The organism is Geotalea sp. SG265, assembly GCF_022808985.1.
Classification (GTDB): Bacteria; Desulfobacterota; Desulfuromonadia; order Geobacterales; family Geobacteraceae; genus Geotalea.
The window spans coordinates 97,327-112,273 of sequence record NZ_JAKZFT010000001.1 but is presented as its reverse complement, the minus strand read 5'-3'; the positions used below and the strand labels follow the sequence as shown (position 1 = coordinate 112,273).

General features: G+C 56.4%; 13 protein-coding genes. 10 read left to right on the top strand and 3 right to left on the bottom strand.

Going from position 1 to position 14,947, the window contains the following annotated elements; all coding sequences use genetic code 11:
- Positions 1 to 100: 100 nt before the first annotated feature.
- Entirely contained in the window at positions 101 to 1,015 is a 915-nt protein-coding gene (locus tag ML541_RS00580) for a serine protease (protein WP_243369747.1), read from the bottom strand.
- Positions 1,016 to 1,371: 356 nt separating this feature from the next.
- Here ML541_RS00580 and ML541_RS00575 point away from each other — a divergent pair, with 356 nt between their 5' ends.
- Positions 1,372 to 1,938, top strand: a complete 567-nt coding sequence (locus ML541_RS00575; protein ID WP_243369745.1) for an HD domain-containing protein — start codon at positions 1,372 to 1,374, stop codon at positions 1,936 to 1,938.
- A gap of 45 nt (positions 1,939 to 1,983) precedes the next feature.
- Here ML541_RS00575 and merA read toward each other — a convergent pair whose 3' ends face one another.
- Complete coding sequence (gene merA, locus ML541_RS00570) at positions 1,984 to 3,387, bottom strand: mercury(II) reductase (protein ID WP_243369743.1); 1,404 nt, start codon at positions 3,385 to 3,387, stop codon at positions 1,984 to 1,986.
- A 159-nt stretch (positions 3,388 to 3,546) separates the two neighbouring features.
- Between merA and ML541_RS00565 the strand changes: the two genes are divergently transcribed.
- The 4 genes from ML541_RS00565 to ML541_RS00550 all read left to right on the top strand — a co-directional run bounded on the left by ML541_RS00565 (position 3,547) and on the right by ML541_RS00550 (position 6,081).
- On the top strand, positions 3,547 to 3,915 hold the full coding sequence (locus ML541_RS00565; protein WP_243369741.1) for a hypothetical protein: 369 nt from the start codon (positions 3,547 to 3,549) through the stop codon (positions 3,913 to 3,915).
- Positions 3,908 to 4,555: a FlgO family outer membrane protein gene (locus tag ML541_RS00560; protein WP_243369737.1), complete on the top strand. Its 648-nt coding sequence runs from the start codon at positions 3,908 to 3,910 to the stop codon at positions 4,553 to 4,555. The genes ML541_RS00565 and ML541_RS00560 overlap by 8 nt, the downstream gene beginning before the upstream one ends.
- On the top strand, positions 4,552 to 5,196 hold the full coding sequence (locus tag ML541_RS00555; protein ID WP_243369735.1) for a FlgO family outer membrane protein: 645 nt from the start codon (positions 4,552 to 4,554) through the stop codon (positions 5,194 to 5,196). Before ML541_RS00560 ends, ML541_RS00555 begins: the two co-directional genes overlap by 4 nt.
- 195 nt (positions 5,197 to 5,391) lie before the next feature.
- Entirely contained in the window at positions 5,392 to 6,081 is a 690-nt protein-coding gene (locus ML541_RS00550) for a Crp/Fnr family transcriptional regulator (protein WP_243369733.1), read from the top strand.
- Between the two features lie 7 nt (positions 6,082 to 6,088).
- Here ML541_RS00550 and ML541_RS00545 read toward each other — a convergent pair whose 3' ends face one another.
- Entirely contained in the window at positions 6,089 to 6,541 is a 453-nt protein-coding gene (locus ML541_RS00545) for a DUF523 domain-containing protein (RefSeq protein WP_243369731.1), read from the bottom strand.
- A gap of 356 nt (positions 6,542 to 6,897) precedes the next feature.
- Here ML541_RS00545 and ML541_RS00540 point away from each other — a divergent pair, with 356 nt between their 5' ends.
- The 5 genes from ML541_RS00540 to galT all read left to right on the top strand — a co-directional run bounded on the left by ML541_RS00540 (position 6,898) and on the right by galT (position 14,937).
- On the top strand, positions 6,898 to 8,529 hold the full coding sequence (locus ML541_RS00540; RefSeq protein WP_243369729.1) for a GAF domain-containing sensor histidine kinase: 1,632 nt from the start codon (positions 6,898 to 6,900) through the stop codon (positions 8,527 to 8,529).
- Positions 8,522 to 8,896, top strand: coding sequence for a response regulator (locus ML541_RS00535; protein WP_243369727.1), 375 nt, complete (start codon positions 8,522 to 8,524; stop codon positions 8,894 to 8,896). The genes ML541_RS00540 and ML541_RS00535 overlap by 8 nt, the downstream gene beginning before the upstream one ends.
- Positions 8,897 to 8,985: 89 nt before the next feature.
- The gene (locus ML541_RS00530; RefSeq protein WP_243369722.1) at positions 8,986 to 11,493 is read left to right on the top strand and encodes a mannose-1-phosphate guanyltransferase; all 2,508 of its coding nucleotides are present in this window, start codon (positions 8,986 to 8,988) and stop codon (positions 11,491 to 11,493) included.
- Positions 11,494 to 11,580: 87 nt separating this feature from the next.
- A complete protein-coding gene (locus ML541_RS00525) occupies positions 11,581 to 13,761 on the top strand; it encodes a glycoside hydrolase family 57 protein (protein WP_243369720.1) in 2,181 nt (726 codons plus the stop codon).
- A gap of 150 nt (positions 13,762 to 13,911) precedes the next feature.
- Positions 13,912 to 14,937: a galactose-1-phosphate uridylyltransferase gene (gene galT / locus ML541_RS00520; RefSeq protein WP_243369718.1), complete on the top strand. Its 1,026-nt coding sequence runs from the start codon at positions 13,912 to 13,914 to the stop codon at positions 14,935 to 14,937.
- Positions 14,938 to 14,947: the final 10 nt, after the last annotated feature.

Here is a 14,947-nt window from a genome sequence, read left to right as displayed (position 1 = left end):
GCTTGGCACCATCTCATGCCTCAAAATTGCAAGCTTGGCACCATCTCATGCCTATTGTTTTAATCAACTTCGTTGCCGCTGGTTCTCTCCTCGCTCTATCTCAGGAAACGGAATGCACTTCTGGAGGAAATGGATTATTGCCGGGCTGCCCATCTTTGACGATCATTTCAATCATTGGTGCAAGCATTATGCGGCCTAAAGCTAGCCGTTCGAGTCCGGCCGCGCCCTTTCCAGTAGCTCCAGCATATATTCCAGCAAATGTCAGACATGGCGAAGGTTCGCAATTTGCTAGGTCAATTGAGCCGAGTGCATCTAACGCAGAAATGTCACCGCGCTGACATCCCCTGAGCATTTCGTACTGCCTCTTGGATACAGAAAAACCTTCGGAAAGAGTGAAAACTGGCGAACCTGACATTCCAGGCATTCCTGGTGTATCAACAAGAACCTGCAATTGCCCAAAAACTGTATAACCCGGCTCAGAGGAGATCATGGCTTTTTTCCAAATGGGGAAAGGCATATTCTTGTTGTGTTCGAAAGGAAAGCCAATTATCACGACATCAAGGCCTGGTTGCATTGCTACCATCTCAGACGATGAGAATTCCTGTACAAATGGTATGCGAGCACCTTCAGGAGGGGAAACAGGGATAGCAACAATATCAACGCCTTGGTCTAGAAGGCGCTCTTTCCATATGGGCCTACCGTTTTCGTATATGTCTAGATATACTGGCGGTAAAAAAGTGCCAATCTCACAGCTCGGATATGTTACTTCGATTTTGTATGGGCTTTGAGGGGCGTCTGAGAGCAAAAATCCTGGATCGTCTGGCCGCCGTCCGGTCAGAACGTGCCAGTTTGTTATCAGCCAGCTGCCACCAAGTTGGTCGCGATAGTGGAACCCGGTTCCTGTGCCGAAATGGCGATCGCCGAGGGGGGTGGAAACGATTTTCCGAATAGGTACGACACAGCGGGACGCCAGAGACGCTGGGTATAGTTTTGTTTTAATCGGTTCTTGGTTCATGGTTTTGGCTTTTTCCTCTTCCTCGCCCAACTACTTATAGGCCAGTTATATGTATATGCTTCGATATAGATGTACCGTCTTGATTCTCTGGTTTGTTTCCGGGCATCAAGCGGTTTTCATGGCATCCTCGGTAAATTTTTGCAAATTTTCTGTCGCCGACTATACGCAAATTTCCATAAAACGTGAATTAAAAACTATAGGGTATTGAGCCATGATTGTGCTTCCTTCCCACCTTTACCAGCAGTACCAATCAAGGCCACAGGTGGACCTGATGCCAATCACGTTCCTAAAGCAATTGCACTTCACTGGGCGAGAGGTATGTTTCTTTTATACCGTTAGGCACTGGGGGAGGGGAAATGCTGGCGGGGGACTTCCGCAATCTGCTTGAGAAATGGCATCGGGAAGGCCTTTTTGATTTGCTTCTTCCTGAAGTCGCAGCCCTGCGCGGTGTGCCTCAGCCGGAGGACTTTCACAAGGAAGGGGATGCATTTACTCACACCATGCTTGCTCTTGCTGCTGTGGATGACTTGAGCGACGGGCGCGTGTTCTGGGGGGTGCTGCTCCATGACATCGGCAAAGCCGCTACCACCGAATTCATCAAAGGACGATGGCGCGCCTATGGCCATGACAATGCTGGGGCAGCAAAGGTTTCGGCTATCATGTCCCGGCTCGGCCTCCCGGAGCTGGGTGCCGATGTGGCCTGGCTGGTGAAACATCATCATTTTCATTTCTCATGGCAGGTGCGGGGTGATGCAAAATTGACGCGGCAGCAGCGCCGTTTCATGGAACATCCGCTTTTCCCGCTTTTGCTGGAGGTTTGCGCTGCCGATGCTGCCGGTTCAATCGGCACCGGCGCAAAAGAACGAAATATCGGGATCATTGCTGATCTCTACGAGGAGACGGTTGCCGGGGAAAAACGATAAGGCCGCGCCGAAGGTGGCAGGGAGCCATGCAGCCCAAGCTTTCCTCTATTCCGCACAACAGGAAAGCCGGCTGATGTCACGGCTGAACCCCTGGGCGCAGAGGCGCAGTCCTTCGGCCATGGAGGGATAGACGTGGAGCATTCCGGCGAGATCGTCGATGGTGAGCTTGCACTGGATGGCGAGGGCGGCTTCGTTTATAACGTCCGCCCCGCGATGGCAGCAGAGATGGATGCCGAGCAGGCGGCCGCTGGCTGAATCTGCGACCATCTTTACGGCACCGTGAGTGTCTCCAGTCACATGGGACTTGGGAATGGCGGCTGCGGGGATGGTGTTGACCGTTACCTGGAAACCGGCTTTGCGGGCTTCCGCTTCTGTGTAGCCGACGATGCCCACTTCCGGATCGGTAAATATGGCCATGGGGATCTTGTGGTAGTCCACGCGGCAGCCGCAGCCCGGATTGACCATGTTGTCCACGGCGACAATCCCTTCCCGGGCGCCGACAGTGGCGATCATCATGCCGCCGACCGCGTCACCGGCAGCCCAGATGCCCGGCGCGGTTGTGCGCATCTCGTGATCGACCCGAATGAAACCCTTGGAGTCCAATTCGATGCCGGCCTTTTCCAGGCCGATGCCGGCGGTGGCCGGTGCCGTGCCGACGGCCATTAATAATCTCTCCGCCCGGAATTGCTGCGGCTTGCCGTCCACTTCCGCGTCCACTATGGTTCCGGTGCCGTCTTGGCTGACGGCGCAGGTGGAGGCGTTGACGACGATCTCCATCCCCTCTGCAGACAGCGCCTCCTCCAGGGCCGTGACCAGTTCCGGCTCCACCATGGGCAAGAGGCGTGGCCCGTGTTCCAGTATGGTCACCCGGCTTCCCATCCGCAGGTACATCTGCCCCAGCTCTACGGCAATGACACCGCCACCGATAATGATCAGCGACCGGGGAATGGCCTTCAGCAGGAGAGCACTACGGCTGGTGAGGTAGGGGGTCGTGTCCAGTCCGGGGATGGGGATGATGCGGGGGTGGCCGCCTACGGCAACGAGAATCCGGCTGCTGCGGATGACCTGCTCTTCCACCTGGACCGCGCCCGGCGCGATGAATCGCGCCGTTCCCTTGATTACCTCCACCCCCGGTGTCTTCTTGAGCACATCCAGATACTTGGTTTGGCGGAGATGAGCAACCACCTGCTCCTTATGGGCAAAGAACCGTGAGAGGCGTGGGCCGTCCGTTGCCGTCCCCATGCCCAGTTCTGCGCCGGTCAAAGCCGTATGGCGTACGAAGGCCCCGTGGATGAAGGTCTTGCTCGGTATGCAGCCCCAGTTGATGCATGTCCCCCCAAGGACGCTCTTTTCGATCATCTTCACCGTGAGCCCCAGGGCTTGCGCTCGCAAGGCAGCGGCAAAGGCGGTGGAACCGGAACCGACGATCAGTATCTCTTCCGTGGACATTGGCATACTCCCTGGCAACTAAGTTTACTTGAACCTTTACCGCTGGCAATGGTGGTTTCGGAAATCGGGTGCAACCCGTCCCTAAAGGATTGCCGATTGCAGCCGATAGGTACTACCACGTGTTGATAATTCAGGAGTCGTCTTGACCAGGGGGAGCCGATGAAGCGGGTGTCATGTCTCTTGCTGCTGTGGGTTTGTCTGATTGTTTCAGGATGTGTCTCAACCACACCTCCCGTCGTCATGGATAACGGCATCAGCCGAAAGACCATAACGCGGTGCGATAATGATGTTTTCTGCTTTAGAAAGCCGCTTTACGATGTAACATGGGAATCCTGGTGCCAGGAGGGCGGCTGTTCCCAGTCGGACTGCGGCGCCCGGGATTGTTCCCGGGGGGGCGACTTTCCCGTTTCGTACCGGAGCAACGAATATGTCTATGCGGACGATCCCCATGGCTATACGGTGACTCTTCCGGCTGGGGGGAATACCAAGGGGCTTGGAGAAAGCCCGAAAGGGGACATGAATGAATAATCTGCCGCGGGCGATTTCGCTTGTTTCTTTTTTCGTTGTCTTTTCCATGACCACTCTGGCCGGATGTGCCGAGGTCGCTACCATAAATCCCGGTGAGAGATACATCGTCGACGAGCAGCTACGGTCTCCGTCAAGCAATTCGTCTGTGGGCAGGTTCAATGCCCGGATCATTTTCCTCGCTGACCAGATCGAACGGAATATTGACCGAAAAAGCACCGACAACACCTTTATCGTCACCAGCTTCACCAATCTCAACCGGCTCTCGGAAACGACCGCTTTCGGGAGGCTGGTGGCCGAGGACCTGATCCATGAGCTGCAGGTGCGGAGATGGAAGGTCTTCGAGGTAAGGCTGACCAGGGATGTGACCATCAACGAGACCGGGGAGTTTTCCCTGAGCCGGGATATCTCGAAGATCAAGGAAGCTTACAAGGTGGGGGGTATCGTCACTGGGACCTATTCGGTTGCAGATAATAATGTGGTGGTGAATGCCCGGGTCATCGATATGGAAACGGGGCTGGTTGCGTCGTCGGGGCAGGTACACATGCCGGTCGGCTGGTTTACGGAGGGATTGCTGTTCAACAGCGACCACCTGAAACCGATGAAGATCGTGGGTGACGGCCCATCTGGTACGGCACGATGAGACGACGGATCATTATCTGCTGGTCAGCCTTTATATTGAGCTGGATGCTGACGGGGTGTGCAGGTTCGCTTGCATCCAACCTGGTTGGCGGAACCTGTCAGAACAAGCCGTTGCCGGTCCTTCTCGATTCTACTGACCTGCGGGCACTATTCGAGGAAATAGCGGCAGAGCTTTGCACCGATACGTGCTCCGATTGTTCCCCATCCGGTATGGCCGACAAGAAGGCGCCGCGTACCTGTCTGAACCGCGCCGATGCCGGGCGGACGACTGTCCTCGTTACCGATTTTGCCGATATCCAGACCTTTCTCCCCAGTCAGTCCGGCCTGCTCATGGGCGAGCTGATGCGGGCGGGGCTGAACAACGTCTGTTGCCATCGCATTGTCCAGGCTGAATTCGGCAAGTACTTCAAGCTCTCGGAAAACGGACTGGTGGTCCTGACGAGAAAGCTCAGCGAAATCAAGAAGGACGAGTATTCCCGGTCCGACGTGGTGGTTGGCACCTATAACTACATGAATAACGGCAAAATCGTCCTCTTTGTCAGGAAGATGAACACGGAAACGGGCACCATCTCCCGCATGGTCACCAAGGAAATCGATTATTCCTGCACAGGGCGGAATGTGGTGGGGTATTCCATAAAGTAATCCATTGGTATGGGCAGTCAAAATGGAACAGGGCAAAAGTGGCGGCACCATGTGAGATCTCGCAGCAATCGGGCGGGATCTTTTTTAATCAAGGACGATTGACAGCGGCGCCAAGATGATGTGGAATAGTGACTTGTTACCGCTGCCTGGCGGTATCCGAGAAAACGGGACGAGATTGCACTGGAGGCGCATCTAATGGAAACCCTGCAGATTCTGAAAAAATCACTGCTCTTCTCCGGGCTGGATGACGAGAACCTGGCCCAGGTGGAGGCGATTGCCGTGAAGCGCCTCTTTGCCCGGGGGGAGTCCCTTTTTACGGAGGGGGAGGTTGCCGGCGGCTTTTATCTCCTGGCGGAAGGGTCCATGAAATTGTGCAAGATTTCACCGGATGGCAGGGAAAAGGTGCTGCATTTCGTCCATGCAGGGGAGACTTTTGCCGAGGCCGCCTTTTTCGGCGACGGCAAGTATCCTGCCGAGGCCAAGGCCATGGAGAGCGGCGAAGCGATCTTTTTTCCGCGCGAGGCCTTCATGGGGCTTCTGGAGAGAAACCCGCGCTTTTCCCTCAATCTGATCGTCTCCCTCTCCCTGCTCCTGCGCCGTTTTGCCCGCCAGATCGAGGAGCTTTCCTTTGCCGATGTGCCGGCACGCCTTGCCGCGTACCTGGTGGAGCTGGCGGAGCGGAAATCCACCACCTTCCAGGGCAGGACCTATATCGACCTGGACATGAAAAAAGGGGAGCTGGCTTCCCGTCTCGGGACGGTCAGCGAGACCCTCTCCCGCACCTTCAGGAAGCTGAAGGAGGATGGGCTCATCGAGGTGGACGGAGGACGGGTGGTCGTCCATGACATGGAACGGCTCAAGGGGCTGGTTGGTAAGGGGGGCTGACAGCCCGTCACCGGTTCCCCGTTTCCTGCCTGCGGTGGTAATCCAGCACGTGACGGATGAAAGATTCCCTGACTTCCGGCAGGCGCACCCCTTCCTCCTCTGCCATGGGCATCAGCGGAAAATGATCGACCATTGCTGCTGCAAACAGACCCCGGCCCGTTGCGGCGGGCACCCCTCCATTGAAGACTTCTACCCGGCAAAGCCCGCAGCTGGGTGATCTCGCTTTGAAGATGAACCCCGATAAATCCAGCCCCGCCAGCCGCTGCACCTCGACCCTGCAAAAAGCCTCCATGGAGGCGGACACATCTTCCCCGGTGGAGATTACCACGAGTCGCGGCGCTGCCGGGTTTCCTTCCAGGCGCATGGCTGGCCTGGGTATGGGAAGGCCGCATCCCGTTTCGGGGCAGACCCCCACCAGCGTAAAAATGACCGCCCAGAACATGGGTGATGACCGGCTCATGCTTATGTCCACCGTCGTAGCGGACCTTTTCTCCCAGAAGACAAGAACTGACTCCGATCCTGATGCTTTTTCCGACCATCGATATTAATTCCTTTTTTAAAATAATTCCTTTTTCTCTTCCGGCGCGGGAACGATGTGCTTCGGGGCAGAATTTCGCGTAATCAGCACCTTTTGTTTATACCATAATGCCGGGATCGGAGGTGAAAATCTCCGTCGGTTGAAAAAAAGGTTCATGCTGGTATACTTTTGCAGTTTCCGCACCCTGCCGGGTGTTGAAAAGGCAAAATCCGCAGGGATACAGCTCTGCCGGGTTCCCACTGTTGCCGGTTGCCGGAACGTGCTTCACGGAGGATTGCTTGGACTGGGAGTGCTGCTGGAAGAAGAAAGAGATAACTGCTGCAGAGTGTCCCTTTATTGCCGAGGGGGAGGAAGTGCTCTACGGAGCGCTGCAGCAGCGGATCATGGAAAAATGTCTGGAGTGCCCCCGGTTCAGGAACGACATGGAGCGCCTGAAAGATTCCGGCGACCCTTTGTCCGGAATCCTGCCGCTGGTTGTGGCCGAGTATCTGGAACAGAAGGCCAAAATGGCCTCCATGACCAATTTCGTCAACCGCAAGACCCGGGAGATGCGGTTTCTCCACGAACTGAGCGTGGTGCTGCAGACCTCCATGGACCTGGACGAGGTGCTTTCCGTTGCGATGACTGCCATTACCGCCGGCAAGGGATTCGGCATGAACCGGGCATTCCTGCTCATGGCGGACAAGGACCGCCAGTATCTGAAGGGATACCTTGGGGTGGGACCGAGAAATTACGAAGAGGCCTGGCAGATCTGGCAGGACATCGACCGGACCAATGATTCCCTGCACGGCATGGCAAGGACCTTTCAGAAGACCAAGCTCTTGTCGGAGAAGGTCAAGTTCCAGGACGTCCTGGAGAAGCTGTCGGTGCCGCTCACCGATGAAACGCACATCCTTAACCGGGCACTGCGGGGCAAGAAGCCGGTACTGGTGGAAAACGCCTTTCATAATCCGGATGTGGACCCTGAGCTGGCTGCTGTTCTCGGTGTGGACTGCTTCCTGGTCATGCCGCTCATTTCGAGGAAACGCCGCATCGGTGTGATTGTCGCCGACAATTGCGTCACACATAAGCCGATCACGGTGCAGGACATGCAGTCAATGGAGACTTTTGCCTTTCCCGTGGCGTTCGCCCTGGAACGGGCTTCTCTATACGAGCGGCTCAGGGAGGAACTGTCCAAACTCACCGCTGCCAACGTCAAGCTGAAGGAGCAGCAGGAACTGATCGTCAAGATGGAAAAAATGGCGCTGGTGGGCAAGATCACCTCCAGTATCGCCCATTCTATCCGTAATCCGCTCATGATCATCGGCGGCTTTGCCCGCTCGCTCTTGAAGAACAGCGACGAAAACGACAAACGGAGAGCCCAGATCGAGACCATCGTTGCTGAGGCGAAGCAGCTGGAGAACGTCCTTGCCGAGGTGCTGAGCTATTCGGATTCGCTCTTTCCCGCCATGGATATGTGGGATGTGAACCAACTGGTGAATTCCGTCTACGTGGAGATGCTGGAACGGTTGAAGCAGCGGGGCATCGACGGCCACCTGGACCAGACGACGGACCTGCCCATGGTCTGGATCGACTATAAGCAGATAAGCTACTGTGTCAGAGCTCTCATCATCAATTCCATGGAAGTCATGGCCGATAACGGGGCAATATGGTTGAAGACCAGCCGTGAAGGGGACTGTGTCGTTGTGGAAATAAGCGATAATGGTCCGGCCATGCCGGAAGAAATCAGGGAATCGTTGACCACCCCATTTGTGGATACCCAGGAGCTGGGTTCAGGTTCCGGGCTGCCTGTCTGCAGGGCCATCCTGGAGCGTCACGGCAATGAATTCATCATCGAGGACCGCCCCGGCGGAGGTACGATTTATAAAATGAAGCTTCCCATCAAGAAAGGAGAACCCATGCATGAGTAAACTACTGGTGGTGGATGATGAAGCCAATATCAGGCTGCTTTATTCTCAGGAGCTCACCGACGAGGGATATGAAGTGATTACTGCCGCTACTGCCGCCGAGGCTGTCGAGCAGCTGAAAACCCATGAGGTAGATCTGGTCGTCCTGGACATAAAGCTGAAGAACGAAAGCGGCATTGAGCTCCTTCAGCAGATAGTCAAGGAGCGCCATGATCTGCCGGTCATTCTCTCCAGCGCTTTTTCCCTCTATAAGGATGATTTTTCCGCCTGGCTTGCCGATGCCTACGTGGTCAAATCCAGCGATCTGCAGGAGTTGAAGGACGAAATACGGCGGGTCTTGGAGAAGAAGGGGCGACTCAAGGCCGGCTGACGTCGCTGCAAGGCGGAGACGCATGCAGCATCTTTCTGCACGGGCATGACCATCGAATGTCAATTTAATGTAAAAGGAGCTATGTTTCTATGAAAGCAGTTATCATGGCCGGGGGCTTCGGCACCCGCATGCAACCCCTGACCTGTAATACTCCGAAGCCCATGGTTCCCCTCCTCAATCGGCCGATCATGCTCCACATCGTCGAGCTTCTGAAGAAGTACCATGTCACCGACCTGGTGTTGCTCCTCTATCACCAGCCCAATATCATCAAGAATTTCTTCCGCGACGGTGCCGATTTCGGCGTCAAGATCACCTATGTCACTCCTCTTGAGGATATGGGGACCGCAGGTGCGGTCAAATGTGCCGAGAAGTATCTCAACGAGCGTTTCCTTATCATCAGCGGCGATCTGCTGACCGACTTCAACCTGCAGAAGGTGATCAACTTCCATGAAGACAATAAGGCTCTGGCGACCATCACCCTGACCTCCGTCAAGGATCCGCTCCAGTTCGGCGTGGTCATAACAGACAAGGACAGGCGGATTACCCAGTTTCTAGAGAAGCCGGGCTGGGGAGAAATCATTTCCGATACCATCAATACCGGCATCTATGTACTGGAACCGGAGATTTTCAAATATATTCCGGAGGGGGAGAACTTCGATTTTTCCCAGGATCTCTTCCCGCTCCTGCTGAAAAAGAAGGAACCGCTCTTCGGTTTTCCCCTGAAGGGCTACTGGCGGGATATCGGCAACACTGATTCCTATCGGGAGGCCCATCACGACATCCTGCGGGGCAAGGTATACACGCGCATAGATGCCCACAAGCAGGACCTGATCGGCAAGGACCTGCGCATCGGTGCCGACGTCAAGCTCGACCGCAGCGTCGGTCTTGACGGCACCGTCGTCATCGGCGACAACTCCCAGGTCCAGGACAATGCCCAGTTGAAGGACACGGTCGTCGGCCGCAACTGCACCATCGAACCGGGGGTGCGGCTCTCCCGCTGCGTCATCTGGGATAACGTCTACATCAAGCGGGGGGCCAAGATCACCGACAGCGTCGTCTGCAACAATGTCAGCGTCGGCCAGGGAGTGGTCATGGAGGAGGGGACCATCGTCGCCGATGACACCTCCATCGGCGAGGATGTCTACATCAAGCGGGACGTGAAAATCTGGCCGCGCAAAGTCATCGAGGGGGGATCGACGGTCACCGGCAACCTCATATGGGGTGAAAGATGGAAAAAATCGCTCTTTGAAGGAAAGATGATCAAGGGACTGACCAATATCGAACTGACGCCGGAGTTCGTCGCCAAGCTGGGGTGCGCCTACGGAACATCGCTCCAGAAGGGGAGTTTCGTCCTGGCGGGGCGCGATTCATCCCTCTCCTCCCGGATGCTGAAACGAAGCTTTCTTGGCGGCATACTTTCTGCAGGCGTGAACGTGCGCGACCTGAAAATGGTGTCCCTTCCCATCATGCGATACAAGCTCCGGACCTTCGGCGAGACAGGGGGGGTCCACTTCCGCCAGGCCATCGACGATCCGGCATCCACCGAGATCGTCTTTCTCGATGCCGATGGATTGGACTTTTCCAGTTCCATGGGCAAAAACGTGGAGCGTATTTTTTACAAGGAAAACTTTCGCCGTGCCCACCATATGGAACCGGGGGGAATCAGCGAATTGCCCCAGGTGGCCGACTTCTATCGGGAAGGATTCGCCCGGGCATTGGACATGGAATTGCTGCGAAAGGCCGGATTCAAGGTGGTGGTGGACTTCAACCACTCACCTGCGGGGCAGACCTTGCCGGCCATCCTCAATGACATGGGCTGCGAAGTGATCGGCATCAATGCCTATATCGACGAAGAACGGGGGACGAAAAAGCCGGATAACAATGCCCAGAGCCTGCAGCAATTGGCAAAAATTGTCGCTTCCCTGGAGGCAAAAGCGGGTTTCTGGCTTGATACCACTTCCGAAGAGGTTATCCTTGTAGATGAGACCGGGAAGATCTACGAGCCCTCTGAGTTTCTCACCATGCTGGTGGCCCTGTCGCTCAAAACCGGGGTCAGAGGGGCATTTGCCGTGCCTGTCTCGGCACCGTCCGTCATCGAACAACTGGCCCACGAGAAGGGCTGTTCGGTCCGCCGCACAAAGAGTGCGGAGCGCTCCATGATCGAAGCTGCCCAGTCGTCGGAGGTGATCATGGCCGGATCCATGGATGGCCGCTTTGCCTTCCCGAAATTCCAGGCGGCCTTCGACGGCATGTTCACCATTGCCAAAACCATAGAGCTGGCGGCGGCTGCAGAAACGGCCCTGTCCCGCATTCTGGAAGACATCCCCCGGCGAACCTTCCTTCAGGGGAAGGTGCCCTGCACCTGGGACATGAAGGGGGGGATCATGCGCAAGATGAGTGAGGACAGCCTGGAAAAGGAAGCGATCTACATCGACGGCATCAAGGTCCATTTCGGTGAGGACTGGGTGCTGGTGCTTCCCGACCAGTACAACCCATATGTACACATAGTTGCCGAGGCCAAAGACCAGAAGGTGGCCCACCGGCTGCTGGACGAGTACCGGAAAAAAGTGGAGAAATGGAAAAAGGAGCTGCAATAAAAACAGTTCGAGGTTCGAAGTTCGAAGTTCAAAGTTAAAGGATCGAAACCTCGAACCTCGAACGTCGAACCTCGCACCGGATTATAAATGACAGACCCCCTGTACATAACCTTTCTCTGGCATATGCACCAGCCGTACTACAAAGACCCCCTCAAGGGTGAGTACGCCCTGCCCTGGACATACCTCCATGCCATCAAGGATTATTATGACATGGCGGCCATTGTCGATGAAACTCCCGGCGCCAGGGCGGTTTTCAACCTGGTGCCGTCCCTCCTGGATCAGATCCTCGATTATGCCTCGGGTAATGCTGTAGACCCCTTTCTGCTGCTTGGACAGAAGGCTCCTGCGGATATGCAGGAAGAGGAAAAAAGGTTTCTCCTGGAGAACTTTTTTTCCGCCAACCGGCAGCGTATGATAGAGCCGTACAAGCGCTATTTCGAACTCTACTGCCTGGCTGGTGAAGGGGGGGGAGTCGAGGACCGCCTGCGCCAGTTCAGGGACCAGGACATCCTGGACCTGCAGGTCTGGTTTTTTCTGGCCTGGACGGGTGAGGCTGCACGGCGCCGATTCCCTCAGTTCAGGCAGCTGATGGCAAAGGGCAAGAACTTTTCCCCCGAGGACAAAGCGCTGCTCTTCTCGCTGCAGCGGGAACTGGTGGGGGAGATTATTCCCCTGTACGGAAAACTGCACGGGGAAGGAAAAGCAGAGTTGTCGGTCACCCCCTATTTCCACCCGATCCTGCCCCTTCTCTGCGACATGAAAATGGCCCGGGTGGCCATGCCCAAGGTCAACCTGCCGGCCGTTTCCTTTCTGCACCCGGAGGATGCCTTTGCCCAGGTGTCCCAAGGGGTTGCCCGCTTCGAGGAGATATTCGGTTTCAAACCCCTGGGGATGTGGCCGTCGGAAGGCTCCGTCAGTGATGAGGCGCTCGGCATAATTGCCCAGTGCGGCATTGCATGGGCTGCCACCGACGAAGGGGTCCTCGCCCATACCCTTCAAGGAGGAATCGGCGGTAGCAGGGAGGCCCTCTACCAGCCCTACCGGTTTCGACAGCAGGGGGGGGATATCTCCCTCTTCTTTCGTGACCATGCCCTTTCCGACCTGATCGGCTTTACCTATTCCCAGTGGAGCCCGGAACGGGCCGTTGCCGACTTCGTTGACCGGCTGAAGGATATCCGCCACCGCATCCATGGTGCCCGGGTCGTGCCGGTAATCTTGGACGGGGAGAATGCCTGGGAGTATTATGCCGACAACGGCTACACGTTCCTGAGCCGCCTTTACCGGGCGGTGGCGGAGACGCCGGGACTTACTCCGGCAACCTTTTCCCAGGTGCTGGAAAGGGTGGGGGAGAGACGCAGCATCGACCATATCCATCCCGGCTCCTGGATAAACGCCAACTACGGCATCTGGGTCGGCCATCCGGAAGAAAATCTCGGCTGGGATTATCTGGCGAAGGCACGTCATGCTGCTGTTGAGGCCAGCCCTGAGGTGGCGGCACTCCTTGCCGGCAAAGGGGATGGCGGTTCGGCAACGGCCCTGGCCGTGTGCCGGTCACTCTATGCAGCCGAGGGAAGCGACTGGTTCTGGTGGTATGGGGATGACCATTTTTCTCCCCACAGCGACCGTTTCGATGCACTGTTCCGCCGTCACCTGATGAACGTTTACCGGCTGCTCGGCCTGGCCATCCCCAGCGAGCTCTACGAGTCGATCAAGAAGAAAGGGGTGGCCGGTTTCGTCCGTGAACCGGCGGCACTGCTTTCGCCGGCAATCAGTGGTTTCGTCACCGATTACTTTGAGTGGCTGGCGGCCGGGCTCTACGATCTGACCAAGCAGGCCTCGGCGATGCATGCGGCCGAAGCCCTGATGCAGTCCTTTTTCTATGGCTTTGATCGTAAATACATGTATTTTCGGATCGATGGTGTTCAATCCCTGGGAAAGACCCTGCTGTCCAAGGACCATCTGAACCTGCACCTGATCCATGAGAACGAGTACCGGCTGTCCATGACCTTGGAGGCGGAAGAGGGGCCGCTGTGGGTCAAGGGGGAAAGGGAATGGCATCCTACGGAGGCCATCTGCAGCTGGAAAATAGTCAAGGTAGCCGAAGCGCGGGTGCCCCTGGACATCCTGAACCTGCTGCCGGGGGACAAACTCTTCGCCTACTTTACCTTGATGCGGGGCGAAGAGGAAATGGGGCGATGGCCTGCCGATTCGCCGCTCATGCTGAATTACGCGGGGGCGGATCTGGAACTGGAAACGTGGCTCATATAGTTCGCACCCAAAAACGCCCATCTGCGGCGTTGTCTTCGTCGCTGTGCTGCTCACATACTGGCGTATGCTCCGCTGCTCGCTCCTCGACGCCTTGCACCTGGGGATTTTTGAGCGCGAACACTGCCTTGCATTATTCTGATTGGAGGAAGCATGTCTGAACTGCGCTGGGACCCTCTGAAGCTGCACTGGGTGATCATCGCCACCGAGCGGGGGAGGCGTCCGCGGGACTTTCAGTCGGAGCCCCAGGAGAAGGAGGTTACCAGCTGTCCGTTCTGCTACGGCAATGAGGACAAGACGCCGGCGGAGATCTTTGCCATTCGTCCCTCCGGTCCGGCCAACTCACCCGGCTGGAAGGTGCGGGTCATCCCCAATAAATACCCGGTGCTGCGGGTCGAGGGGGAGGTGAAGAGCCGGGGATACGGCGTCTATGACGTCATGTCGGGCATCGGCGCCCATGAGGTGATCATCGAAACCCCCAGGCACGACCAGGGGATGGCGGATCTCTCCCCGGCGGAGATCACCGATGTGCTGAAGGCCTACCGCGCCCGCTACCTGGACCTGCGACGAGATTCAAGGCTTCGCTACATGGTGTTGTTCAAAAATCACGGCATTCGTGCCGGCGCCACCCTGGCCCATTCCCACAGTCAGCTGATTGCCGTCCCCCTTATGCCGCCGGTTGCGGCTACGGAACTGAAGATCTGCCGGGATTTCTTCGAGAGCAAGGAGCGTTGTATTTTCTGCGATCTGATCGATTTCGAGCTGGAAAGCGGCAGCAGAATCGTCAAGGAATTCGCCAACTTCGTGACCATCACCCCCTATGCCTCCTGTTTTCCGTTCGAGGTGCGTCTCTATCCGAAGCGACATTCCCACGACTTTGCTATGATGGACGACGGGCAGCTGGGTGAATTGGCTGTTGCCATGAAGGACATGCTGCAAAGACTGAAAACGGTGCTGAAGGATCCCCCTTACAACTTCATTCTTCATACGGCGCCTCCCCGGCAGCCGCGCCTGGGAAAGCCTGACTACTGGGGCTCGATCGAATACGATTACCACTGGCACATGGAGCTGGTGCCGCGGCTGACCCAGATTGCCGGCTTCGAATGGGGAACCGGTTTTTACATCAATCCCACCTCACCGGAGGATGCGGCGGCTTTCCTCCGCGAGGCCGAGATATAGCAGAAACTTT